19 protein-coding genes and 2 pseudogenes are annotated in these 25,190 nt (G+C 72.4%); 9 read left to right on the plus strand and 12 right to left on the minus strand.

All coding sequences use genetic code 11. From position 1 onward, the window contains the following. Positions 1–32: 32 nt before the first annotated feature. From GTY67_RS25100 to GTY67_RS25135, 9 genes are all read right to left on the minus strand, one after another. Positions 33–1,802: a VgrG-related protein gene (locus GTY67_RS25100; protein ID WP_161280373.1), complete on the minus strand. Its 1,770-nt coding sequence runs from the start codon at positions 1,800–1,802 to the stop codon at positions 33–35. Next, positions 1,799–2,521: a LysM peptidoglycan-binding domain-containing protein gene (locus tag GTY67_RS25105; protein WP_161280374.1), complete on the minus strand. Its 723-nt coding sequence runs from the start codon at positions 2,519–2,521 to the stop codon at positions 1,799–1,801. Before GTY67_RS25105 ends, GTY67_RS25100 begins: the two co-directional genes overlap by 4 nt. Positions 2,522–2,591: 70 nt before the next feature. Beyond that, entirely contained in the window at positions 2,592–3,017 is a 426-nt protein-coding gene (locus GTY67_RS25110) for a phage tail protein (protein ID WP_093692484.1), read from the minus strand. 54 nt (positions 3,018–3,071) lie between these two features. Beyond that, positions 3,072–4,715 (minus strand): hypothetical protein, encoded by a 1,644-nt coding sequence (locus GTY67_RS35165; protein ID WP_237502910.1) that lies wholly within the window; start codon positions 4,713–4,715, stop codon positions 3,072–3,074. A 1,615-nt stretch (positions 4,716–6,330) separates the two neighbouring features. Further along, the gene (locus GTY67_RS34675; RefSeq protein WP_018492281.1) at positions 6,331–6,489 is read right to left on the minus strand and encodes a DUF6760 family protein; all 159 of its coding nucleotides are present in this window, start codon (positions 6,487–6,489) and stop codon (positions 6,331–6,333) included. After that, a complete protein-coding gene (locus GTY67_RS25120; RefSeq protein WP_093692485.1) occupies positions 6,486–6,992 on the minus strand; it encodes a hypothetical protein in 507 nt (168 codons plus the stop codon). The genes GTY67_RS34675 and GTY67_RS25120 overlap by 4 nt, the downstream gene beginning before the upstream one ends. Next, positions 6,989–7,429 carry a phage tail protein gene (locus GTY67_RS25125; RefSeq protein WP_007457189.1) on the minus strand — a complete coding sequence of 147 codons (441 nt, stop codon included), beginning with the start codon at positions 7,427–7,429 and terminating at the stop codon, positions 6,989–6,991. The genes GTY67_RS25120 and GTY67_RS25125 overlap by 4 nt, the downstream gene beginning before the upstream one ends. 64 nt (positions 7,430–7,493) lie before the next feature. Further along, positions 7,494–9,041, minus strand: coding sequence for a phage tail sheath family protein (locus tag GTY67_RS25130; RefSeq protein ID WP_161280375.1), 1,548 nt, complete (start codon positions 9,039–9,041; stop codon positions 7,494–7,496). Positions 9,042–9,758: 717 nt separating this feature from the next. Beyond that, positions 9,759–11,120, minus strand: coding sequence for a hydrolytic protein (locus GTY67_RS25135; RefSeq protein ID WP_161281595.1), 1,362 nt, complete (start codon positions 11,118–11,120; stop codon positions 9,759–9,761). A 243-nt stretch (positions 11,121–11,363) separates the two neighbouring features. On the opposite strand from GTY67_RS25135, the gene GTY67_RS25140 reads away from it, so the two are divergent. The 9 genes and pseudogenes from GTY67_RS25140 to GTY67_RS25180 all read left to right on the plus strand — a co-directional run bounded on the left by GTY67_RS25140 (position 11,364) and on the right by GTY67_RS25180 (position 21,824). Then, a complete protein-coding gene (locus GTY67_RS25140) occupies positions 11,364–12,089 on the plus strand; it encodes a response regulator transcription factor (protein ID WP_093692488.1) in 726 nt (241 codons plus the stop codon). 244 nt (positions 12,090–12,333) lie between these two features. Further along, the gene (locus GTY67_RS25145) at positions 12,334–15,564 is read left to right on the plus strand and encodes a DUF11 domain-containing protein (RefSeq protein ID WP_202462343.1); all 3,231 of its coding nucleotides are present in this window, start codon (positions 12,334–12,336) and stop codon (positions 15,562–15,564) included. Then, a complete protein-coding gene (locus GTY67_RS25150) occupies positions 15,561–16,268 on the plus strand; it encodes a DUF4255 domain-containing protein (RefSeq protein WP_161280377.1) in 708 nt (235 codons plus the stop codon). The genes GTY67_RS25145 and GTY67_RS25150 overlap by 4 nt, the downstream gene beginning before the upstream one ends. After that, entirely contained in the window at positions 16,265–18,385 is a 2,121-nt protein-coding gene (locus tag GTY67_RS25155) for an ATP-binding protein (RefSeq protein ID WP_161280378.1), read from the plus strand. Before GTY67_RS25150 ends, GTY67_RS25155 begins: the two co-directional genes overlap by 4 nt. A 385-nt stretch (positions 18,386–18,770) precedes the next feature. Beyond that, positions 18,771–19,061: pseudogene (locus GTY67_RS25160) on the plus strand (SDR family oxidoreductase); the annotation flags it as partial. A gap of 131 nt (positions 19,062–19,192) precedes the next feature. Then, positions 19,193–19,498, plus strand: a pseudogene (locus GTY67_RS25165) (helix-turn-helix domain-containing protein); the annotation flags it as partial. A gap of 160 nt (positions 19,499–19,658) precedes the next feature. Next, on the plus strand, positions 19,659–20,078 hold the full coding sequence (locus GTY67_RS25170) for a TOBE domain-containing protein (protein WP_161280379.1): 420 nt from the start codon (positions 19,659–19,661) through the stop codon (positions 20,076–20,078). 173 nt (positions 20,079–20,251) lie between these two features. After that, positions 20,252–21,076, plus strand: a complete 825-nt coding sequence (locus GTY67_RS25175; protein ID WP_161280380.1) for a hypothetical protein — start codon at positions 20,252–20,254, stop codon at positions 21,074–21,076. 67 nt (positions 21,077–21,143) lie between these two features. Next, positions 21,144–21,824 (plus strand): class F sortase, encoded by a 681-nt coding sequence (locus GTY67_RS25180; protein WP_161280381.1) that lies wholly within the window; start codon positions 21,144–21,146, stop codon positions 21,822–21,824. 18 nt (positions 21,825–21,842) lie between these two features. Here GTY67_RS25180 and GTY67_RS25185 read toward each other — a convergent pair whose 3' ends face one another. The 3 genes from GTY67_RS25185 to gcvH all read right to left on the minus strand — a co-directional run bounded on the left by GTY67_RS25185 (position 21,843) and on the right by gcvH (position 25,058). Next, positions 21,843–23,228, minus strand: coding sequence for an L-serine ammonia-lyase (locus GTY67_RS25185; protein WP_093692526.1), 1,386 nt, complete (start codon positions 23,226–23,228; stop codon positions 21,843–21,845). Positions 23,229–23,401: 173 nt separating this feature from the next. After that, complete coding sequence (glyA, locus tag GTY67_RS25190) at positions 23,402–24,661, minus strand: serine hydroxymethyltransferase (RefSeq protein ID WP_093692527.1); 1,260 nt, start codon at positions 24,659–24,661, stop codon at positions 23,402–23,404. Between the two features lie 19 nt (positions 24,662–24,680). Next, the gene (gene gcvH / locus GTY67_RS25195; RefSeq protein WP_018509777.1) at positions 24,681–25,058 is read right to left on the minus strand and encodes a glycine cleavage system protein GcvH; all 378 of its coding nucleotides are present in this window, start codon (positions 25,056–25,058) and stop codon (positions 24,681–24,683) included. Positions 25,059–25,190: the final 132 nt, after the last annotated feature.

The raw sequence follows: 25,190 nt of genomic DNA on the forward strand, positions 1-25,190 counted from the left end.
TTGAGGAATCGTCAGGGGATGTGTTTACGGGGTCAGTTGATGCGGATCAGCTTGGCCTTCAGCACGGCGAGCAGTCCGCCGTCCACGGTGACGCCCGTCTTGCCGTTGATGGTCACCGACCTTCCCTTGACCTCGACGTTCCCCGTACCGGCATCGAGGGTGATGCCCGACGAGGAGAGCGTCACGGAGCTCTGCGGCCGCTTGGAGCCGGGGGCGAAGACAGTGAGGGCGATCTCGTTCTTCCGCTCGTCCAGAGTGACTTCGAGCCGCTTGTTGCCGCTGGCCAGCCGGACCCCGGACGGGCCGCGCGGAGTGTCGAGGAGTTCCAGCCGGTTGCCCGAACGGGACACCAGGGAACGGCGGTTGACCTTGCCGCTGGTCTTGTCGACGAGTGGCACGTCATGCTCCGAGGGCCGGTCGATCCCGTTGTACAGGCCGCCCAGCACATACGGGCTGTCCAGGAGCCCCTGCTCGAAGCCGACCAGCACCTCGTCGTTGACCTCGGGGCTGAAGACCCCGCCGCCGCCGTTGCCGCCCCACTGCACCGTACGGACCCAGTCGGTGACGTAGGTGTCGTCCAGCCAGGGGAACTTCAGCCGCACCCAGCCCCGTTGGCCCTTGCCCTCGCGGATGTCGGTGACCACGCCGATCGCGAGCCCCGGCATACGCGGACCGCGCGAGGGGGCCCCGCCGCCGGTCAGCCCGGCCAGGGAGCGGTCGGGCGAGGCGCTGACGATCACGGTGGTGCGGTAGCCGCCGTCCGGTTCCAGGACGTGGTGGGCGGCGGTGGCGGTGTAGCGGCCGGAGAAGGTCGGGCCGACGTTGCCGAGGGCCACGGGAGCCCCCGCGCGCAGCTGGGGATTGCCGAAGGCCACGGCCTCGATCTCGCCGAACCCCGAGCTGACCTGGGCCGCCACCGCCCCGGCGACGGCCGTGGTCTCGGCCTGGGTGCGGTACGGGGTGTCGGCGACGGTCACCCGGGCGCTCGCGCCGAACGCCCCGGACGCCACCGACGGGCTCATCCCGGGCGTCACGGTGTCGCTGCGCACGGACTGCTCCCGCGCCACGAGCCGCGTCTTGGTGTCGACGTTCCAGCCGCGCACCTCCACATCGCCCGCCCCGTCCGCGCCGGTCACCACGGCCCGCAGCGAGAGCAGGTTGTCCCCGTACTCCAGGACCATCGGGTTCTTCGCGGCCCGGGTGTCGGGCGAGGGGGCCGAGGAGGCGGGCTTCGGCTTGGTGAACTGGAGCACGCCCTGGTCGTCCACCCGCACCTGCGCACCGCTCTCGGCCGCCAGGTGCTGGAGGAACTCCCAGTCGGAGACGTTGGGCTGCGTCAGCTGCTTGTACGTGATCGGCGCCGCCTCGACCTTGCCGCAGCTCAGCCCGGCGCCCGCCGCGACCTTGCGCACGATGTCCGCCGTCTTCATGTTGCGGTACGCCACCACCTTCCGGCCGCGCTGGAGCCGGTGCGCCTTGGAGAGGGCGCGGACGACGGTGAACGTGCCGGTGGTGTCGTGGTCCAGCTCGATCGCCGTGACCTCACCGGTGAACAGCCGCTCACGGACCCGGTCCTGCACGGTGACGACGGAGATCTTCAGCGGGGTGCCGAGGGTGATCCCGCTGTCGCTCAGCAGATCGTGGTCCGGGTCCCGGTACATCAGCACCGCCGTGTCCGGCAGCCCGACGTTCTCGTCGACCACACAGCTCACCAGCTGGGCGGCCCAGCCCGGCGGCAGCTCGGCGGGTATCTCCACGATCGGATCGGCGGCGAACGAACGCCCCGGGGAGGCGGGGCTCATCGGCCGCCCTCCGCGAGGTGGTCTTCCAGTCCGGGCACCAGGAGTTCACTGCCGGGGATCAACCGCATCGGGTCGTCGATGTCGTTGGCGTGCGCGATCGTCCGCCAGGCGGTGGCATCGCCGTACTCACGCCAGGCGAGCAGCGGCAGGCTGTCCCCGGCCACGACCCGGTGCGTACGCCGGGCCTCCTTCGAACCCGAGGTGGGGTTCTGGCCGGCGGGGTCAACGCTCGCCTCCTCGATGGAGAGGGAGCAGGTGGCGCGCAGCGGTTTCCCGTCCACGTCGAACAGGGTGTACGAGACGGAGAGGTTGGAGAGCACGCCGTCGAACGAGGTCGTCCTCGACGTCCCCCAGTCGAACCGCACCCACGGGCTGGCGGGCGTCTTCCGGGCGAGGCTGGTCGGCGTGGGCACACAGGCGATCATCAGCTGCTCCACCGCCTTCTCCACGGAGTTGTCGTGGGTGGCCGTCGCGTCGAGGAAGACCTCCAGGGAGAGCGAGCGGGGCCCGCTCCCGACGAATTCGGGGAGCGCGGACTGCCCGGCCATCCGGGACGGAGTACGCCGCCACTCGGTGCTCTTGCTCAGTGACAGCTTCGAGGGGTTGAACTGGAGGGTGAGCTGGGCGAGTCGGCCGCCCGGCTTGGCGCCGACGGTCGACGGCGGTTCCATGATGGTCAGTTGGGCGCGCGCACGGCTCGCACGGAGAGCGGGTGACATGGCGTTCCTCCTTTCTGGTGTGCCTGGCGTTCCCGGTGTTCCTGTTCCCGGCCGGTGATGTGATGGGTCATCAGGACGCTTCCAGGCCCTCGTGCGCGATCTCCAGCGTCTCGATCGCCGCCTGGGAGTTGGCGGGGTCGAACGACGGGCCCTGCCAGCGCACGGGGACGATGCCCTGCACCTGCCAGCTGATGATCCGGCTCAGATCCGGCCGTAGCGCGACGATCTCGCCGTCCTTGGGCTCCACCCGCTGGATGGTCTCGTTCAGCCAGCGCGCGATCTTCATCGTGTCGGCGGTGACCGGGCGGGTCAGCGTGATGTTGGTCCAGGTGATGCGGCCCGGCAGCTGCCAGGTGAAGCCGTTGTTGCCGCCCTCGGCGTACGTCTCCATCTCGACCTCGGCGCCCAGACCCGAGCAGGTGTGGAACGCACCCAGGTCGCTGCCGCCGATCACGAGCTTGAAGAACACGCTCGTCGCGAAGATGTTGTCCGTCATGCCGTGTCTCTTCTTCTCTGCTGATTCCTACGGGAGGTGCTGGGGGAGCCGCTGTCAGCGGCGGCCGTCGTGGAGCCGTCCGGCGCGCTCACGCCCTCGGCGCATGTCGGCGCGGATGAGCCGGCTCACGGGGTCGATGAGGCGGCGGGCCAGCTCCTCGATCTCGGCTCCGGAGATGCGGCTCGCGGTGCTCGCCGCGTTCTCCGTCGACGTTTCGGCGGTGGGCGCGAAGCCGGACGGGTCGCCGCCCGCACGCTGAACGGGCCTGGGCGTGCCGCTCTGCGTGCCGCTTTGCGTGCCCTTCGGCGGGACCGCCTTCACGGGGACGCCGGTGATGCCGGCCTGGGCGGCGGCGCGTTGCAGCACTTGGGCCTGTGTCGGGGGCTGCCCTGGGGTGGTGGTGCCGCTCGGTGCGGAGGGCGACGGGTGCGGGCGTGGTGGAACCCGTACGGAGAGGGCCGGCGGGCCGACCGGGGGCGCGTCGCCGCCGGGCGCCGGGCCTGCGGGCGGGGGGCCTGCGGGGTCGGGCACGACCGGCAGGGGCATCCGCTGGACGGGTACGACGGTGGCGCCGGGCGGGGTCGCCACGGGCGGGTGGGGGCGGACGACCGGGACGGGGCGGGGGTCCGGGGTCGCCTGCGGGGGTGCCGTGGGCGCTGCGGAGGCCGTGGGCGGCATGGTGGGCGGTGAGGTGTGTGCGGGGGATGCCGGGCGGGTGGTGGGCCGCTGGGGCGTGTGGGTGGTGTGCCCGCCGTGCGTGGTGTGCCCGCTGTGGTGGTCGGCGGGGGCGGTGCTGGGGGCCGGTGCCGATGAGGCCCGCTGCACTGTCTGCCCTGGCGTTCGGACGTCGGGGCCGGGCGACGGCGGGGTGGTGGCCGCCGCGTCCCGTACCGGACGGCGCTGTACGAGCCGCTGGAGCACGCCCCCGATGGCGGACGGCCGGTTCTTGGCCGGGGCGGTGGCGCTCCTGGTGGTGCGCTGGGCCTTGGGCGCGTTCTGCCCGGGGGCGGCCTTGGGGGCGGCAGCGGTGCCTTGCGGGCTGCGGGCGTTGCTGGTGGTGTGCCGGGGTGCGGGTGCGGGGGCGGATGTGGCGTGCGCGGCGCGTTGGACGGTGGCGCCGGGCGTCGGGGCGGCAGACATCGGAGCCGGGCCGGAGGTACGGAGCTGCTGCGGCGAACCGGACGGCGCGGACTCGGTGGGCCGGGTGCGGGGTGCGTTGCGCCGGGGCGTCGCACCCGGTGACGTCCGGCGCTCCCCGGTCCGGGTGTCGCCGGCCGGTGCGTTGCCGGTCCGAGGGCTGCTGCTCCGGGCGTTCGGCGTGTTCGCGGGGCCTGGTTGTGGTTGCTGTACGTCGCGGCGCCAGGTGGCTGCCACGACCGGGCGTGCCGTGGAGCCGCCTGCCGCCGCTGTCGTCGGGGCCGCCGAAAACCCTTCGGCCGAACCGGTGCTGACCTTCAGAGCCCTGCCCGAGAGCAGGGTGCGCGACCGCTGGACGGTGGGCGGGAGCGCCTCGGTACCGAGGGAAGGCGTGGCCGTGGGCGGCGTCGCGGGACCTCGTTCGCCCAGCTGCCTCGGGCCGATGTTCCGGATGCGGACCGGGGCCGGGGGAGCGGCGTTGCCGGGCGCGGCGGTGCCCGCGTCCACCGCGCGCTGTACGGGAGCGGGCTGGGCGGGCGCCGGGGCAGAGCGGACCGGCATCTCGGCCGGGGCGCTCGGGGCGGGCGGCGGTGTGGTGGCCCGCGCGGGTGCGCTCTGCGGAGTCGGCGTACCCGAGGGGCCCGGCCGCGTACGGCGACGGTCACCGAGGAGCGGTGCGTCGCGCTGGACCCGGGCGGTCGACGGGAGCGAGGTGAGGGGCGTGCCGATCCCGCCTCGCGTACGGGCACGGGGGGCGCCGGACGCGTCGGCAGGCGGGGTGGTGGTGCCAGGGGCGTTGGGGCGTGGAGCCGGGCGGGACGCGGTGGGCGATGCCTGCGCCGGGCCCGTGGCCGGGGCCTTCTGGATGGATGTCGGTGCCGATGTCGAAGTCGACGCCGACGCTGGTGCTGCTGCCGGGGCCGGTGCGGGCTTCGGTCCCTGGGCCGTGGGCGGTGCCTGCTTCGGCGAAGGTGTCGCCGCTGGTGAGGCTGCCGGTGCTGCCTCGGCCGTCTGGCGCTGAAGCACCGGCATGGCCGCCGCTTCGTGCCCTGCCGGGGCAGTCGGCGCCACCTGCCCTTGCCCTGCCGGGCCGGAAGGGATGGCCCCGGAGGGCAGTTCCCGCAGGGGCTTGCCCAGGGCGGGACGTACGGCCTCGGGGGCAGGAGCCGACGCCCGGCCGGGGCCCTCCTGCCGTACGGGGGCGGTCGGCTGCTGAGCGGGGGCGCTCCGCTGCACGGCGTCGGAAGCCGTCGGCGCGGATGGTACGGCCGGTGCGGAGGGGGTGGCAGGCGTGGCAGGGGCAACAGGCGGCAGCCCGGTGATCTGCCGCAGCCGCATCGCAGGGCGCCGGGCGACGGTCAGGGGCGGCGCGGTCCGCCGAGGACGTACAGCGGCGGGCCGCGCACGCTGCACCGAAGCCGAAGCCGACGAAGAAGTCGAAGAGGTCGACGAAGGAGCCGCAGCCGACACCGAAGGCACAGCCGCCTGCGACGCAGGCGCTTCCGCAGAAGCCGCAGCCCCTTCCGCCGTCGCTGCACGCTGCACGTTCGGCGTGGCCGTAGCGCCCGTAACAGAGCGCGCAGACCCTGCCTTTCGCACTGCCGGCGCACTCCGCCCCGCCTTCCGGCCACCCGCGCGCCCCGCCGCAGCAGGCCCGGCCGAGCCGGTCACCCCAGCCGCCCCGGCCGCCGCCTCGTCCTCAGCACCCTCCGGCCGGGCCGCCCGCAGCAGCAGCGGCCCCCCGGGGGAAGCGGAACGTGCGACGCCCGGGCGGGCGACACCGTGGATGAGGCCCACCGGGGCGGACGGCAGTACGGCGTGGCCGAGTTCGCCGCCGAGGGTGGGGTTCTGCCAGGAAGCGAGCTGGGACCGGAACCGCAGCCCGTCGCTCACCCCGATCGAGGACCGGGCGACGGTCACCGTGGGCGGTGCGACCTGACGCCAGCCCCCGTCCCAGCCCGAACCGGAACCGGAACCGGAAGCGGAACCAGAGCCGGAGCCGGAACCGGGAGCCCCCGGACCCGCCCCCTCAGGACCGCCACCAACCCCGGCACCCGTACCCACGCCCGTACCACCATCAGCACCGGCACCAGAGCTCACACCAGCCCCGGCCTCCGAGCCCGTGCCCGCCCGTGGGCGGTCCGTTCGGCGCAGCCAGTCCCCGAACCCCACACGATCACCCGCCTTCGTTGACGCGGGTGTTGATCCGCGCTATCTCCCGCACCCACTGCTGACGTTCCGCGTGGGTGAGGTCGAGAATGTCCTCACGCTGCCAATGGAAGTGGTAGGCGACGTACGCGATCTCCTCCCGCAACCGGGGAAGCGCGTACGTCACGATTCCCCCAGGCGCCCACCCGAGAGGTCCACCTCGAACGAGCCGTGGCAGAGCGGGCAGGTCACCGCCGCGTGCGTGTGGCCCTCGCTGTTGATCCGGCGGTAGAAGTCCTGGAGGAACGCCACATCGGTGGCGTACATCCGCTCCACGATCCCCGCGTGCACATCGGTGACCGTGCCGAGCTGGGTGATGACCTGGCTCAGCAGCACCACGGACAGGTACGCCGGGTTCTCCTTCACCCGCAGGTCGATCTGCGGGCGCAGCTCGTCCCGGGCCGTCGCGAGCCGCATGGTGCCGTGCCGGTGCAGCTGGCCCTCGTCGTCGACGTACCCGCGCGGCAGCTCGAAGGCGAACTCCGTCTGCAACGAGTCCCGTTCACGGGGGCGGGCAGGCGCGGGCGCCGGTGCGGGCGCCGGCGCCTCCTGGCGTGCGGCGGTCGTGGCGGCCAGGTTGTCGAGGGTCTCTTCGAGGCCGCTGCCCGGCGAGACGGTCCGGCGCCTCATTCGACCACGATCTCCTCGAAGGTGATGGTCACCGTCTCGGTCGCCGCGCTGGACTCGCCGGCCTTGAGCGAGGGGCCCTCCCACTTGGAGGCCCAGCCCTGCATCAGCTGGATGCGCCGGACGGTCTCACCGGTCGAGTCCTTGATCTCGATCGTGAGGTTCTGGCGCGCGGTGTCGACGGCCCCGTTGTTGAGCGTCTCCTTGATCCAGGTGGTGAACTCGCTGCTCTTGTCGAGTCCGCGGGTGATCGTCACCTCGCCCGCCTGGCGCGCGCCCGGCTGCTTGCGGATGATCTGCTTGCCCTCGGCGGTCACCTGGCGGACCTCGACGACTTCTTCCTCGACGGTCATGCCGCTGATCTCCTGGATGGACTCCACGAGATAGCCGCCGAGCTGCACGCCGAATACGTGGGTGGAAAGAGCGTCGCCCTCTGCCATGACTGTGTGCCACCTGTTCCGCTAGTGAAGATGAGAGATGAAGGGGTGAGGAGGACCGCGCGGGTCACTCGTCGATGAGGCTGGTGCTGTCGGAGAACTGGGCGAGGCGGAAGACCACGAACTCCGCGGGCTTCACCGGGGCGACGCCGATCTCGCAGACGACCTGGCCGAGGTCGATGGACTCCTGCGGGTTGTTGCTCCGGTCGCAGCGGACGTAGAACGCCTCCTCGGCCGTGCGGCCGAACAGCGCCCCGCGGCGCCACTCCTCGGTGAGGAAGGCGGTGACGTTGCGCCGGATGCTGGACCAGAGGCGGTCGTCGTTCGGCTCGAACACCACCCATTGGGTGCCCAGGAGGATGGACTCCTCCAGGTAGTTGAAGAGGCGGCGCACGTTCAGGTAGCGCCAGGCCGGGTCGGAGGAGAGGGTCCGGGCGCCCCAGATGCGGATGCCGCGGCCGGGGAAGGCGCGGACGCAGTTGACGCCGATCGGGTTCAGCAGGTCCTGCTCGCCCTTGCTGAGCCGGATCTCCAGGTCCACCGCACCGCGGATGACCTCGTTGGCGGGGGCCTTGTGGACTCCGCGCTCACCGTCGCTGCGCGCCCAGACACCGGCCACGTGACCGCTCGGCGGGACCAGGGAGTTGCGGCCGCTCGCCGGGTCGAAGACCTTGACCCAGGGGTAGTACAGGGTGGCGTAGCGGGAGTCGTAACCGGCGTCGTCGTTGCGCCAGGTGCGGACCTGCTGGGCGTTCATGCCGGGCGGGGTGTCCAGGACGGCGACCCGGTCGCCCATCTGCTCGCAGTGCGAGATGACCGCGAGCTGCACGGTCTTGACGCCCTCGGCGTCGATCTCGCCGCGCTGGAAGGCGCTCATCAGGTCCGGGACGGCGACCATGGTGATCTCGTCGATCGACTCCAGGCCGCCGAAGCCGGTGCGGGCGGCGGCGTCGCCGACGTACTCCGAGGCGTCCAGGCGGGCCACGCCGGAACCGGGGGCGCTGGAGGCCGGGGCGGGGGCGAGGGCGACGGTCTGCTTCTCGGGGCGGCTCTGGGCCGTGCCGGGCTGCTCGGTGACCTGGATCAGCTTGGAGTCGCGGGCCTGGGTGACCAGGTAGCCCTTGACGTTCTTGCGGGTGGAGACGTCGTACGTCTCCACGACCTTGCCGGCCTGGCGGACCAGCAGCTTGAAGCGGTCCTCCGGGGGGTTCTCGCCCTCGGGGTCGGCGATCTCGACGGAGAGGTCGGCGCTGGTGCCGGACTTGGCGGCGACCAGGAAGCCGCCGAGGGCGACGGGGGCGGGTTCCTGGGAGACGGCGCCGGGGCCGGTGGAGCCGGAGGCGCCCTGGGCGGGGCCGCCGATGCGCACGATGTAGGCCGCGCCGCCGCCGTTGGCGAAGAAGCCGTAGACGGCGTGGGTGAGGTAGGTGTCGGCGGTGAAGGTGCCGAACGTCTGGACGTACTGGTCCCAGTTGGTCACCAGCGTGGGCTGGTGGAAGGGGCCCGTCTCGGCGAAGCCGACGAAGGCTGCGACCGCGGTGCCGACTCCCTCGATGGGCCGTGCTCCGGACTGCACCTCCTCCACGTATACACCGGGGGTGAGGTACGACGGCATGCTCGCTCCTTCGGGGTGGTCACTCGTTCACCGGTCAGTCTTGCCCGGCGGAGGTGGCGGGGAGTAGGTCTCAAAGTCCTGGGCACGGGGCAGTGAAGCTGCCTTCCCGGGCACCCGTGCGGCGGTGAATGCTGCCCTCGGCGGACCGGCCGTGCCGCTTGCGCATTCGTGGGGGCGGGGCATATTCCGGTGGCCCGAGATGAAGCGGAGGAGAACAGCGGGTCACGGAACTGTTCCTGCTCCGGCCGCCGTTCCGGGGATTCGCCGGAATTACAGATTCCGGTTCTCCGTGGCGATGTGTTCGGTATCTCTTTTTCTCGATGAACGCCGCATGGCGAAAAACCGTACGGGGTCCCGCGGGAATCGGGGCGGCATGACGGGATTCGGCCAGAATGCGCCCAGAAGGTGTGGTCGTCCGGCCCGGTTCCGCCCAGGGAAACGGGCGCCCGACCGTTCCGATCGGGCGCCCGGCGTCTCCCCCCGAACCGTCAGCAACGGCTCTGATCAGGCTCGTTCGTGCTCCGACCCGCCGCAACCGGATATTCTGCTCAGGTCGTCGGCGCCGCGCATGACCGAATTGGTATAGACCTCTGGCGGATTCGGGAGGATGAATCCGCCATCGCCCGGCACGCCGGGTTTCCTCCGGGGCCAGGTTTCTGCTGTTGTCGTCACCGATAGGTGGAGCGCGGCGCTCGGCGTCGCTGTTTCGGCTGTGCTCTACCGTGCGAGATCGCTGAGTACACCACTGACGTTAATCACCTGATGGCACCCCGAAGCCTGCGTTCCGGTCGCCGGAGTGCCGGGCTTGGAGCAGGTGACGGCGGCGGTGACCGTGGCGTTCTCCGGAATCTGAATGGGGGTGACCCAGTGATAGTCCTGGTTGCGGAAGGTTTCCAGCGCGATGGTGGTGATCTTCCGCTCTCCGAAGGAGATCGTCAGCACCCCCTCGTCGCCCTGGAAGTTCGCCACCACGAGGTCCGTGATGCCGAAGACCTTGCCCGCCGGAACCTGGTAGGTCCCCTGCTCCTCGGCCCCGGCCCTGGTCTCCACGTCGATCGTCGCGGAGCTCTGGCCGCTGCCCCCGACGCCCGTACCGCCCGGGCCGGAGCCTGTTCCCGTCCCCGGTCCCGTACCGGAACCGCCGGTGCCACCGGGCGCGCCCGGCGCGTCCGGGCCCGTGCCCTGACCCTGGCTCCCGCCCGGGCTGTCCGGGCCGCCAGGTGTGGCCGCCCCCTGCTGCTGCTCGCGGGCCGCCTCCTCCTGCGCGGCCTCGGTCACCGCCTGCTTCGCGGTGCTCTTCACCGCCGGCCGGACCAGCGCGAACCAGGCCAGCAGCAGCGCCAGCAGCGCGGCCAGCACGATCAGCAGCCACTTGGGCAGCACGGGCAGCTGGAGGAACTCACCGGGGATCGGCTCCGGACGTACGGTCTCCGGCTGCGCGGGCTCCGGCCGGACGGGCTCCCTGCCCCCGGCCTCCACCTTGACCGCCTCGACGGGCGCCTCGACCTCGGCGGCCTCCACCTCGAACGGCCAGGTGACCGGCTCGCCGAACCAGATCAGCTTGGCCGCACGGACCTTGAGCCGCACCTCGGCCGACTCGCCCGGCTCCAGCCGCCGTTGGGCGGGAGTGAACCCCAACCGCAGCTCCTCACCGGCCTGCTTGCCGGTGAAGGCGACGTCGACCGGGGTGTTCCCCTTGTTCTGCACGGCGGTACGGAAGCGGGCGCCCAGCCAGCCCCGGCGGCGGCGCGGCTCCAGCTCGGTGCGCAGCTCGTGGAAGGGCTCCACGGTGACCGTGCCCTCCGGCACCACCACCGACTCCGGGTGCTCCGCGGGCAGTACGCGGACGGCCAGCGGGGTCTCGCCCGCCTTGACCTCGTGGGAGCGGGGCGGGGCGAAGGTGAGGGTCACCGTCTCGGAGGTGCCCGGGTAGAGCGACACGCGGGCCGGCTCGACGGTGCTCCACGCGGCGCAGTCGCCGACGACTTCGAGGGTGTAGGCCTCGACGATGTCACCGTCGTTGCGCACGGTCAGGGTCGTCGTCGCGGTACCGCCGGGCGACACCGTCACCGTGGGCATTTCGAGTTCGGCAGATGTGGTCACCCTGCGACGGTAAGCCGCACCCGCGGCCGCGCAGCAGGGTCACGAGGGCAACGAGCGGGCACGCCCGGTGCCCCGAGGGCACACCGCCCCGGTGGCCCCACGCCCCCGCCCCGGGCCCGCGCCCCCTGCCGAAGACCGGTGCTGTGGGGAGCGGGGACAGGCATATCGGGTGGAAGCAGCTGAGGAAGACGGCGCGGAGCGATGACAACGGCGGAAGCGATGACGACGGCAGACATGACGAGCAGAACGACGGAGCGCGGCCGGTACCGCAGGCCCGAGGCGGCCCGGCGGACCGCCCCGGCCGCCCCCGGCGCGGGGAGCGGCGGCAGGGTCACCGTGGCGGTGTACGCGGAGGACCTGATCCTCCAGACCGGCATGATCCACCAGCTGCGGATGCGGCCGGAGATAGAGCTGATACCGGACGCCGAGGCCGACCGGGCCCAGGTCTCCCTGGTGGTGGTGGACATGGTGGACGAGCCCACCGTCCAGCTGCTGCACCGCCTCCAGCGCAACACCTCCACCCGCACCGGACTGGTCGTCGGCTTCTTCGAGTCGGGTGCGCTCCAGACGATGATCGAGTGCGGGGTCGCCGCCGTGCTGCGGCGCGGTGAGGCCGACCAGGACCGGCTGATCCACCTGGTCAAGGCGATGGCCAACGGCGAGGGCGTCCTCCCGGGCGACCTCCTCGGCAAGCTCCTGGACCATGTCAGCAGCCTCCAGCGGACGGTCCTGGACCCCCGCGGGCTCACCCTCTCCACCCTCACGGCGCGGGAGGCGGAGATGATCCGGCTGGTCTCCGAGGGCTTCGACACCTCGGAGATCGCGCAGAAGACCTCGTACTCCGAACGCACCGTCAAGAACGTGCTGCACGAGGTCGCGACCCGGCTCGAACTGCGCAACCGCGCCCATGCGGTGGGCTACGCGATGCGGCACGGGCTGATCTGACCGTTCATCACACCGACCCGTACGTGCCATCGCCGTACGGGAGTTCCTGGGCGATCCTGGACCGGGGGCGTGGAGGAGTGCGCCGCAAAGGGCAGCGGCTCCTTCCCCCGGTCCGGGTACTCGGGGCCTGTCTTCCTGCCCCGCGCGCGAGCGATGCTCGACCGTGGAGCGTCATCAACAGACTGTGAGGTGGGCCGTGACCGGCACTGCTGGCCCGGCGAAGCATTCCCGGTGGAGCCGACTGATGGGCGCCGTGGTGCTCCTGGCGCCGCTGCTGGTGGTCGGATCGGCCGCCACCCCGCACGGGGCGAGCGACGCGGTCGCCGCAGCGGCGAAGGCGGACCCGGCGGAGGCCGGGCGGATCGCCTTCGCCGGTACGGAGCACCGCAGCCTCGGCCGCGTCGCGGACCCGCAGAACACCGCACCCCTCTTCGGGGACGGCCCCGCCCACTACGACCAGGACCCCTCGGCCCGCCGCGGCGTCCTCGTCTTCACCAGCCTCCGCGACAGCGTGCGCCCCCAGGTGTACGTGCGCGACGCGGACGGGACCGTACGCAGGCTCACCACAGACCGGGACGCGGCCAACCCCGAACTCTCCCCGGACGGGCGGACCGTCGTCTTCGACTCCGCCGAACCCGGCCCCGGCGGCACCGTCCAGCGCGACCTGTGGGCGGTCGGCGTCGACGGCTCCGGTCTGCGGCGGCTGTCGGACACCCCCGACAACGAGGAGTCCCCGACCTTCTCCCCGGACGGCACCCGCATCGCGTACGCCTGCGACGGCGACACCTCGCTGGGCTGGCAGATATACGAGCAGGCCTTCGCGGGCGGCGAGCGGACCCGGATCAGCGACGGCCCGCCCGGCGACGCCAAGGACCCGTCCTGGAACCCGGTCGACGACGACACCCACCGCAGCCGGGTCGCGTACACCCACATCACCGACCCCGACCCCGAGACGGGCTACCGGCTGCGGGTCACCGAGGGCATCGGCACCGACCGGCCGCTGCTGGCCGGGGCCCACGCCGAGTGGGGCAGCCACTCGGTCTCCTGGCTGCCCGACGGCGACGACGTCCTCTTCCTCAGCCCCTTCCACGTCTGCGGCTGCGACGACTTCGACCACGTCTACCGGGGGCCCGCGTTCAGCGAGGAGTCCCCGCAGCAGCTGCTCACCGAGAACCGCGGCGTCGCCTCGCCCACCTGGACCGGCACCGACAGCGGCTCCGGGGACGTCATCGTCTCCCGGATCAGCTCCTCGGCGGCGAACGTCGTGACGCTCCAGGACGTACGGCAGGACGGCTCCGACCCCCGCGACCTCGGGTTCACCATCCTCGACGAGGACCCGGCGGCCCGCACCAACACCGACCCGGCGATCGACCCGCTGTTCAACCCGGCGGCCGGGTACGACCCGTGGACCGAGCGGCAGAACTACACCCCCGACGGGCGGCGCATCGTCGTGACCCGCTTCGAGGGCCCCGCCGACGCCCGCATCCAGCGCATCTGGATGGTCGACGCCGACGGCACCAACGGCGCCGCCCTGCCGCTCGCCGGACGCGGCGACCGCGACTGGGACACCGACCCCACCTTCTCGCCCGACGGCACCAAGCTGGCCTTCACCCGGACCTCGCCCGGCGGCGTCGGCGAGGCGGCGGGGCCGGGCCGCATCCTCATCGCCGACGTGGCCACCGGCGCCATCCTCGACGAGATCCGCCCGCCCGAGGGCCAGCAGCAGGGCGGCGACGCCCAGCCGACCTGGTCCTCCGACGGCATCAACCTCGCCTTCACCCGCAACCACACGATCAACGGCCACGGCGGCAACAAGCACATCTGGACCGTCCCGGTCAGCAGCCTCGACCAGCAGCGGGACCTCAGCGCCACCATCTGCCCCGGCGACTGCGAAGTCATCGACGACAGCCCGGCGTTCTCCCCCGACGGTACGAGGGTGGCCTTCAACCGCAAGGACGGCGGCGGCCGGATCAACGAGCGCAACGGCATCATCGTCAAGCCGCTCAGCGGCGGCGGCTGCCGGGTCGTGCTCCCCTCCTCCGAGCGGGACAACCCCGACGGCTGCGACCAGGAGATCCCCGACACCGCCGGCACCGGCCCCTTCCAGCCCCGCGACGCGGCCTGGTCGCCGGACGGCAGCCGGATCGTGCTGACCTCCCGCCGCGAGGTGGCCCCCAACTCGATGGAGCAGCTCTCCGTCCTCGACCTCGCCTCCGGTGAGCTGACGCCCCTGGACAACGACCACGCCGGACGCCAGAAGGAGCCCAGCTACCAGCAGTCGGTCGACCTCGCCGTGACGGCCCCGCCCACCGGGCCCGCCGTGGAGGTCGGCTCCTCGGCCGAGGTGAAGGTCACCGTGGTCAACCGCGGCCCCTCGCCCTCGCCCGGCACCACGTTCACGGCCGACCCCCCGCCCGGCGTACGGCTGGAGGAGCTGACCACCGACGCGGGTAGCTGCGGAGCCGGCTCGCCGCAGTGCGACCTCGGCGTGGTCCCGCCCGGCACGAGCGTGGAGGTCACCGCCCGGCTGACCGGCGTCACCCGGGGCGACCAGCCGGTCGGCTGGTCCGTCACCGGCGCCGTGCTGGACCCGAACCCGACGGACAACGCCACGGGCACCCTCGTACCCGTCCAGGACGTGCCCCCGCCGACCCCGACGCCCACACCGCCGACCCCCACCCCCACGCCTCCCACCCCGACCCCGACGCCTCCCACGCCTACGCCTCCCACCCCGACGCCCACGACCACCGCACCCACCCCGCCGCGCCCCGCACCCCCGGCCCCGCGCCCGCCTGCCGCCCGCCCCCCGGCCCCGCTGCCGCCCGCACCCCTGGCCGGCCCAGGCGTCGTCGTACGGGCCCAGCCCAGCCCCGGCTACGTCGGCGGCAAGGTGGTCGTCACGTACACCGTGCGCAACGGCCGCAACGCCTCCGCCACCGGACTGCGGCTCCAGCTCGGCCTGCCCGGGAACATCCCGTCCGGCCCGCTCCCGGCAGGCTGCACGGCCGGCCTGTGCACGCTGCCCGACCTGGGACCGGGTGCCTCCACCGTCGTACGCGTCGTCCTCTCCCCGGACCGCGCGCTGCGTACGAGCATCACCGCGACGCTCACCACGACCGGCACGGACGCGAACCGGAACGACAACCGCTCCCGCATCCCGCTGCGCATCCTCCAGCCCAAGATCGTCGCGGTGCCCGCCGTCGGCAAGCCCGGCTTCGTCACCTCGGTGCGCGGCAAGGACTTCCCGCCCGGCGCGCCCGTGAAGCTCAGCTGGGACCCGGGGATCACGGCGGCTGCCGCGCCGACCCTGCCCAACCCGGACGGCACGTTCATCGCCCAGCTGCTCATCCTGGCGAAGGACCGGACCGGGCCGCGCACCATCACGGCGAAGGGCCCCGGCTTCTCCCCGGTCACGACGGACTTCCTCGTGGTGCTCGGCACCATCACCCCGCCGGACGAGGTGATCCGCCGATGATCCACGAAGTCGACGAAGGACTCCGGCTGTTGCTGGTCGACGCCGGACTCCAGGAGAGCGGGGTCGACCTGGTCTTCGACGCCCCGACGAAGGACTGGTCGGCCCGGCGCAACGCGCCCACCATCAGCGTCTTCCTGCACGGCATCCGCGAGGACGCGGGCAGGCGGCGCACCGGCACGGCCGAGGAGCACGACGAGAACGGCGTGATCGTGGGCTGGCGGACCCCGCCGCGCTGGTTCGAGCTGACCTATCTGGTCACCGCTTGGACCAACCGCCCGCAGGACGAACACCGCCTGCTCTCCGAGGTGTTGCGCTGCCTGATGCGCCACGACACGCTGCCCGCACCGATGCTCACCGGCAGCCTCGCCGAACTCGGCCTCACCGTGGAGCTGGAGGCGGCGGGCCCGCGCACCGAGGGCCCGTCCGCCTCCGACGTGTGGTCCGCGCTCGGCGGCGAGCTGAAGGCCGCGATCGACCTGCGCGTCCTCGCCCCGCTCGCCGGTGAACGGGCCCCGGCCGGGCCTCCGGTCACCGAAGGACTCGTGATGAAGGCCGCCCCCGCCGTGGACGGCACGGCCGCCGACGACCCGGGCCGCCGCCTGCGGTACGAGGGCGCGGCCGACCTGGACGCGGAGGGCTTCGCCGCCGAACGGGAACGGCGGCTGCCGCCCGGCCGGCGCCGACGGGGGAGTGCGGCACGATGACGGTGACGGAGAGCGCACCCGGCCTCCCGGCGGTGGTGGACGTCGAGGTGCTGTGGGAGCGGCTGGCCCGCGTGGAGGAGCGGGTCCGGCACGCGGTGGCGGCCCGCCGCGCCACCGACCCGGAGCCGGACGACCCGTACCGGGGGCAGTACCTCACCCCCGAGGCGGTGGAACGAATCCTGGAGACGCGGGACGCGTTCGCCCCCGCACCCGCGTACGGTCCTTCGTACGGTGCGGAGTACGCGCCCCCGGGCAGCAGACTGCACCGACTGGCCGACAGCTTCGGCCTCGTCCCTCTCGACGTGGAACTCCTCCTGGTCGCGATGGCGCCGGACATCGACGCCCGGTTCGAGCGCCTCTACGGCTACCTCAACGACGACCTCACCCGCCGCCGCCCCGCCATCGGCCTGGCGCTGGAACTCTGCGGACTCCCCGCCGCAGGCTCCGGCCGCTTCCGCTTCCAGCCGTCCGCCCCGCTCGTCGCGGGCGGCCTCCTGGAGATCGGCGACCCCGAACGCCCGCTGCTCTCCCGGGCCTTGAGAGTCCCGGACCGGGTCACCGCCCACCTCCTCGGTGACGACGCGCCGGACGGGCGGCTGCGCGGCTTCGTGCACGTGCCCGCCCCGGGCGCTGAGCCCGACGACCACCTGGAGGCCCACCGGATCGCCGCCGCCCTCGCCACCGGCAGCGGCCTGGTGCACCTGCTGGACCGAGGCGGCGACCCCGCCGGGCTGGCCGTCGACGCGCTCACCGCCGCAGGTCGCCGCCCCCTCGTGGTGGACATCGCGGCCCTCGCCGCCGCCGCCGGTGACCGGACGGCCGAGCTGGTACGGACCCTGGCGGCCGAGGCCCGCCTCTCCCACGGCGGTGTCGTGCTCGGCCCGCTCGAAGTGCTCGCACCCGAACGCCCGGAGGGGGCCCGCCTGCTGGCCTCCCTCTGTGCGGCGGTGAGCGGCACGCCCCTGATCGCGTACGGGAAGAAGAACTGGGACCCGCTGTGGACCCGGGACAGCCCGGTGCCGGTCGCCGTTCCGCCCCCGGGCCCGACGGGCGCGGCGCGCCGGTGGCGGCAGGCGCTCGCCGAGGCGGCCGGTTCGGTCGGGCTGCCGGACGCACAGGCACCGGCCGACGACCGGCTGATCGAGGCCACCGCCTCCTACCGCCTCGACTCCGACCAGCTGCGGAAGGCCGCCACCGTCGCCTCCCGCCTCGCCCTCCTGGAGCAGCGCCCGGTCCACCCGGACGACCTGCGCGCGGCGGTCCGCGCCCAGAACGGCGCCGGGCTGGAGCGGCTCGCCCGCCGCATCGAACCCGCCGTCGGCTGGGACGACCTGGTGCTGCCCCCGGCCACCCGCACCCAGCTCACCGAACTCGCCCTCCGCGCCCGCCACCGCGAACAGGTGCTGGGGGAGTGGGGGATGCGGCCGGGCGGCGGCCGGGGCCGTGGGGTCATCGCCATGTTCGCGGGCGAGTCCGGCACCGGGAAGACCATGTCGGCCGAGGTGATCGCCCGCGAACTGGGCATGGAGCTCTACGTGGTGGACCTCTCCACCGTGGTCGACAAGTACATCGGCGAGACCGAGAAGAACCTGGAGCGGATCTTCGTCGAGGCCTCCGACGTCAACGGCATCCTGCTCTTCGACGAGGCCGACGCGATCTTCGGCAAGCGCTCGCAGGTCAAGGACGCCCACGACAAGCACGCCAACGTGGAGTCCGCGTACCTCCTCCAGCGCATGGAGTCCTTCGACGGGATCGCCGTGCTCACCACCAACCTCCGGGCCAACCTGGACGAGGCGTTCACCCGCCGCCTGGACGTGATCGCGGAGTTCCCGATGCCGGACGCCGAGCAGCGCCTCGCCCTCTGGGACCGCTGCCTGGGCACCTCGATCCCGCGCGATCCGGCGCTGGACCTGGAGTTCTGCGCGGCCCGCTTCGAGCTGGCGGGCGGATCGATCCGGGCCTGCGCGGTGACCGCCGCCTACCTCGCGGCGGAGTCGGAAGCGCCGCTGACCATGGACCAGCTCGTCACGGCGGTGCTCCAGGAGTACCGCAAACTGGGGCGGCTGGTGCTGGAGAGCGAGTTCGGGCCCTGGCTGGCGAAGGAGCGGGGCAGGTAGGCCGCGGCCTCGCATGGCCCGCAACCACCCGGACCGGCGGCGATGTGGGGGCGGACGCCATCGCCGTGCACCGTCCTCCGTTCCTGGTCTCGTGCGCGGTCGATGCGGCGGGAGGGCTGACGGATGAGTGGGGACAAGGTGGCCGCCGACCCGGCGGACGCGGTCGCGGACGTGGCGGGCGGGGCGGACCCGGCGAAGCTGCTCACGTACTGCCCGCCGAACGGTTAGACAGTGGTGGCGGCCACCACACCGGCCGCCCCCACTGCGGCGATCCGTCCCATGGGATGTCCGACCGGGTGTCTCTGGCGTTTCCGGCCATGACGAGCCAATTTCACGCAGCGCCCGGCCCCTCGGCGGCGCAGGGTGCCGGAGCCGTGGACCTCAACTGAGCAAGGTGGCCGCCCTGGAGGGCGCCCCGCACGGGGTGACCAGCAACTGCGTCAGCCCCGGTTACGTACGGACACCGCTCGTCGAGGGCCAGATCGCCGCCCAGGCCGCCGCGCACGGCATCCCGTCCGACGAGGTTGTCGCCGATGTCCTGCTGAACCGGTCCGCGATCAAGCGGCTGATCGAACCCGAGGAGGTGGCCGCCGTCTGCGTCTGGCTCCGCGGCCCCCACACCTCGTACATCACCGGGGCCTCCCTCCCGGTCGACGGAGGCTGGGGCGCCCGCTGACCCCATGCCCCCACCCACCCGTCTCCGGCCCCACCGAAACCGGGCGCACGACCCGCACCACCCCCGTACCACCGCACGACCCCCGTACGACCGCACCATCCCCGTACCACCGCCCCACCCCGTACCTCCGCCTGGGGTTCATCGGCGTACTCCTGGGCGACCAGGCCGACCTGGGCGGTTACGTACGCAGGACACTCGGCCCGGTCCTGGACTACGACACGGCGCGCTCCATGGACCTGATCACCACCCTGGACACGTACTTCGCCCAGGGCGCGAGCCTCACCCGCACCAAGACCCTGCTCCACGTCCACGTGAACACGGTGGTGCAGCGCCTGGAACGCATCGGCCGCCTCCTCGGCCCGGACTGGAACGAACCGCCGCGCACGCCGGAGATCCAGTTGGCGCTGCGCCTGCACCGGCTGACGCGGGGCCTGTGAGGGAGAGGGCGGCTCCGCTTCTGCGATGCCGTACCGGTGATCGCCCTGGCAGACGCGATGCGGTCACAACGGTGTGTTTCATGACGTATTAGCCTCGGGGCGACCGCCGCGACGGCGGTCCGGTCCATCCGCACCTTCCGTACACCTGTGAGGCACCTCCATGGCTCTGAGCATCCGCAACCAGCTCTCCGGCAGCGTCACTTCCGTCACCCCGGGGGAGGCCATGGCCACCGTCCAGGTCCGCCTCGCGGGCGGCCAGGACATCACCGCCGCGATCACCCTGGAGGCGGTGAAGGACCTCGGGCTCGGGGAGGGCAGCGAGGTGGGGATCCTGGTGAAGTCGACCGAGGTGTCGCTGGCGACCGGTCCGGTGGAGGGCCTGTCCATCCGCAACCGCCTGCCCGGCACGGTCACGGACATCGCGACGGGCGGGGCGATGGCCTCGGTCAAGGTCGCGGTGGAGTGCGGACAGCTGACGGCCGCGATCACGAAGGACGCGGTGGACGACCTGGGCCTCGCGGCGGGCACGCCCGTAACCGCGCTGGTCAAGTCCACGGAGGTCTCGCTGACCACCGGCTGAGTCCCCCTCGTACGGCACGAAGGCGGGGACGGCGGGCCTCGCGGGAACGCACGGTCGACGAACTTTGTCGTGCCACGACCAATCAATCCCGCGACCGGCTCCGAATAGACGACATCAGCAACCGAATGAAGTTCCGGCTCCGCGCCGGAACTTCCGGAAGGGGATGCGTCTTCGTGATAGCCCGCCGTACAACCCGCCTCGCCGCACTGCTCGTCCTGCCCGCCGCCCTCACCCTCGGGGTGGCCGTGCCGGCCCTGGCCCACGAGGGGCACCCCGCCGGCACCACCAAGGCGGTCGACGGCGACACGTACCAGATCGACCTGGAGCAGCTGAACGACTCCGGTGCCAGCGGCGCCGCCCTGGTCAGCCTGGAGGGCGACCAGCTGACCGTGAAGATCGACGCGCAGGGCCTGGTCCCCGGCCAGCCGCACGCCCAGCACATACACGGCTCCACCGACGGCCACGACTTCCGCTGCCCGGACAAGAGCGCCGACAAGGACGGCGACGGCATCGTCACCACCGCCGAGGGCCTGCCCATGTACGGGGACATCAACATCTCCCTGACCACCAAGGGTGACACGTCCAAGGACAGCGGCCTCGCGGTGGACCGGATGCCCGTCGCGGACAAGGACGGCAAGCTGACCTACTCCCGCACGATCACCGTCTCCAAGGACGTGGCGGACCACATCAAGGACCTCCACGTCGTGCAGCACGGCATCGACCGGAACGGCGACGGCAAGTACGACTTCGGCGCGGGCAAGAGCGAACTCGACCCGAAGCTGCCCCAGGAGGCCACCGCCCCCGCCAACTGCGGCATGGTCAAGGGCGCCGCGGTCGGCTCCGTACCTGCGGGCGGCGTCGAGACCGGCGGCGGGACCACCCAGGGCGTGGAGTCCTCGGGCCTGCTCGCCGCCGGAGGCGCGGCCGTCCTCGCGGCAGGCGGACTGTTCGCCGTACGCCGCCGGACCCGGACCTCGGACACCGGTCACAACGCCTGACCCCAGGCTCCGCACCTGATCGACGACCCGTCACGGCCGAGCACAGGGAACAGGGAAAGGTGAAGCGATGGACAGGGCACCCGACGAGGACCCGCCCCGCAGTTCGCCCTGGCGGCGTCGGGCCCCTCTCGCCGCCATCGTCGCCCTGCTCCTGACGGGCGGGCTGCTGCTGGCGCTGGGAACCACCCGGCAACAGCCCGCCCCGCCCCCCGCGGCCGACCAGGGCGCCCCACCCGCCACCGCCCCACGCTCACCCACCCCTTCCGCCGAGCCGCGGACGACAGCCCTCCCGCCCTCCCGCCCGGTCAGCATCACGATCCCGTCCCTCAAGGTCACCTCGGACCTCGAACAGCTCGGGCTGGGCAAGAACCGTGCGATGGACACACCGAAGGACCCGGCGAAGGCCGGCTGGTACCGCCCCGGAGCCACCCCCGGCGCGATCGGCCCCTCCGTGATCGCCGGACACGTCACGTGGGACGGAGTGCCGGCCGTCTTCTTCAAGCTCACCGAACTGAAACCGGGTGACCGCATAGACGTCAGCCGAGCGGACGGCACGACGGCGATCTTCACGGTCGACCGGACCGCCTCGTACCCCAAGGACGACTTCCCCACGGTCGAGGTCTACCGCAACCTCGACCACGCCGGCCTCCGCCTGATCACCTGCGGCGGCGACTACTCCCGGGAGGACAGCCGCTACGCGGACAACGTGGTGGTCTACGCGAGCCTGACGGGACGCGGGGGCGGCTGACAGGGCCCCTGCCCCCCCTCAGCACTCGATGATGTTCACCGCAAGCCCGCCCCGAGCCGTCTCCTTGTACTTGACGCTCATGTCGGCCCCCGTCTCCTTCATGGTCTTGATGACCTTGTCCAGGGAGACCTTGTGGCTGCCGTCCCCCCGCAGCGCCATCTTCGCCGCCGTGACCGCCTTCACCGCCGCCATGCCGTTGCGCTCGATGCAGGGGATCTGGACGAGGCCGCCGACCGGGTCGCAGGTGAGGCCCAGGTTGTGTTCCATGCCGATCTCGGCGGCGTTCTCCACCTGCTCGGGGGAGCCGCCCAAGACCTCGGCGAGGGCGCCGGCCGCCATGGAGCAGGCGGAGCCGACCTCGCCCTGGCAGCCGACCTCGGCGCCGGAGATGGAGGCGTTCTCCTTGAAGAGGAGGCCGATGGCGCCGGCGGCGAGGAGGAAGCGGACGACGCTGTCCTCCTTCTCCGTCTCGGTGCAGCCGCCGGACGCGAAGTTCATGTAGTAGTGCAGGACGGCCGGGATGATGCCCGCCGCGCCGTTGGTGGGGGCGGTGACCACGCGGCCGCCCGCCGCGTTCTCCTCGTTGACCGCCATCGCGTAGAGCGTGATCCACTCCATCGCGTGGGCCTGCGGGTCGCCCTCGGCGCGCAGCTGGCGGGCCGAGTTGGCGGCGCGGCGGCGGACCTTGAGGCCGCCGGGGAGGATGCCCTCGCGGGACATGCCGCGTGAGACGCAGGCCTGCATGACCCGCCAGATGTCCAGGAGGCCGGAGCGGATCTCCGCTTCGGTGCGCCAGGCCAGCTCGTTCTCCAGCATCATCTGGGAGATGGAGAGGCCGGTCTCGCGGGCCAGGCGCAGCAGCTCGTCGCCGGTGCGGAAGGGGTGCCGCAGGGCCGTGTCGTCGGGGACGATCGGGTTCTCGCCCGCCACCGCGTCCTCGTCCACGACGAAGCCGCCGCCGACCGAGTAGTACGTCTTCTCCAGGACCGGGGCGCCCTCGGTGTCGTACGCGAAGATCGTCATGCCGTTGGCGTGGTACGGGAGCGCCTTGCGGCGGTGCAGGACCAGGTCGTCGTCGAAGGCGAACGCGATCTCGTGCATGCCGAGCAGGTTGATCCGGCCCGAGGAGCGGATCTCGTCGACCCGGGCGTCGGCGCTCTCCACGTCGACCGTCTGGGGGGACTCGCCCTCCAGGCCGAGCAGGACCGCTTTCGGGGTGCCGTGGCCGTGGCCGGTCGCGCCGAGGGAGCCGTACAGCTCGGCCCGTATCGAGGTCGTGTGCGCGAGCAGGCCCTCGTTCTTCAGGCGGCGCGCGAACATCCGGGCGGCCCGCATCGGGCCCACCGTGTGGGAGCTGGACGGGCCGATGCCGACCGAGAAGAGGTCGAAGACCGAGATGGCCACGGGAGGACTCCTTGGGGGGTTGGAAGACGCCGTTGTCTGCCTGGGCGGTGCGGGGACAAGCGGGATGAGCGGGGACGATACGGATCACCAGGGGCAAGGAACGGGGCACCGCGCTCACTTTCGTCCAGTGTGCGCGGTGCCCCGTCCGGATGCGCGGAACCGCAGGCCAGGTGCTACTTCAGGCCGGGGTACAGCGGGAACTTCTCGGCCAGCGCCACCACGCGGGCCTTGAGGTCGTCCGCGTCGTAGGACGGCTTGAGGGCGGAGGCGATGATCTCCGCGACCTCGGTGAAGTCCTCGGTGCCGAAGCCGCGGGTGGCCAGGGCCGGGGTGCCGATCCGCAGGCCCGAGGTGACCATCGGGGGGCGCGGGTCGTTCGGGACGGCGTTGCGGTTGACCGTGATGCCCAGCTCGTGCAGCCGGTCCTCGGCCTGCTGGCCGTCCAGCTCGGAGTTGCGCAGGTCGACCAGGACCAGGTGCACGTCGGTGCCGCCGGAGAGGACGGAAACGCCCACCTCGGTGACGTCCGGCTGGACCAGGCGCTCGGCCAGGATGCGGGCGCCGTCCAGGGTGCGCTGCTGGCGCTCCTTGAACTCCTCGCCCGCCGCGATCTTGAACGAGACCGCCTTGGCCGCGATCACGTGCTCCAGCGGGCCGCCCTGCTGGCCCGGGAAGACCGCCGAGTTGATCTTCTTGGCCAGCTCCTGGGTGGAGAGGATCACGCCACCGCGCGGACCGCCGAGGGTCTTGTGCGTGGTGGTGGTGACGACGTGGGCGTGCGGCACCGGGTTGGGGTGCAGCCCGGCCGCGACCAGGCCCGCGAAGTGCGCCATGTCGACCATCAGGTACGCGCCGACCTCGTCCGCGATGCGGCGGAAGGCGGCGAAGTCCAGCTGGCGCGGGTAGGCGGACCAGCCGGCCACGATCAGCTTCGGCTGGGACTCCTTGGCGAGGCGCTCGACCTCCTCCATGTCCACCAGGCCGCTCTCGTCGACGTGGTAGGGGACCACGTTGTAGAGCTTGCCGGAGAAGTTGATCTTCATGCCGTGGGTCAGGTGACCGCCGTGGGCCAGGTTCAGGCCCATGATCGTGTCGCCCGGCTTCAGCAGCGCGAACATCGCGGCGGCGTTCGCCTGCGCACCGGAGTGCGGCTGGACGTTCGCGGCCTCGGCGCCGAACAGGGCCTTGATCCGGTCGATCGCGATCTGCTCGACCACGTCGACGTGCTCACAGCCGCCGTAGTAGCGGCGGCCGGGGTAGCCCTCGGCGTACTTGTTGGTGAGGACGGAGCCCTGCGCCTCCATGACCGCGACCGGAGCGAAGTTCTCCGAGGCGATCATTTCGAGGGTGGACTGCTGACGGTGGAGCTCGGCGTCGACGGCGGCGGCGACGTCCGGGTCCAGCTCGTGGAGGGAGGAGTTCAGAAGCGACATCAGGGGGTCCCTTAAGGTCTCAGTTGCCGGAGAACGCGGTGTACTCGTCGGCGGAGAGCAGGTCGGCCGGCTCCTCCGTGACGCGCACCTTGAACAGCCAGCCGCCCTCGAAGGGAGCGGAGTTCACCAGCGAGGGGTCGTCCACGACGTCCTGGTTGGCCGCCGTCACCTCACCGGTCACCGGCGAGTACAGATCGCTGACGGACTTGGTCGACTCCAGCTCACCGCAGGTCTCGCCCGCGGTCACCGTGTCACCGACCTCCGGAAGCTGGGCGTAGACGACGTCACCGAGCGCGTTGGCCGCGTACTCCGTGATGCCGATCGTGGCCACGCCGTCCTCGACGGCCGACAGCCACTCGTGCTCCTTGCTGTACCGCAGCTGCTGGGGGTTGCTCATGACCTGAATTCTCCTGTACGCGGGGGAGTGCTGATGAACGGTGGTCTTACGGTGTGAGACGGAGGTACGTCACTTCCGTGGCGCCTGCGTGCCGATGCCGGAGGGTCCGGAATGCGCCGGTCCCTCCGGGAT

Origin of the sequence: Streptomyces sp. SID8374 (assembly GCF_009865135.1) — a bacterium.
Classification (GTDB): domain Bacteria; phylum Actinomycetota; class Actinomycetes; order Streptomycetales; family Streptomycetaceae; genus Streptomyces.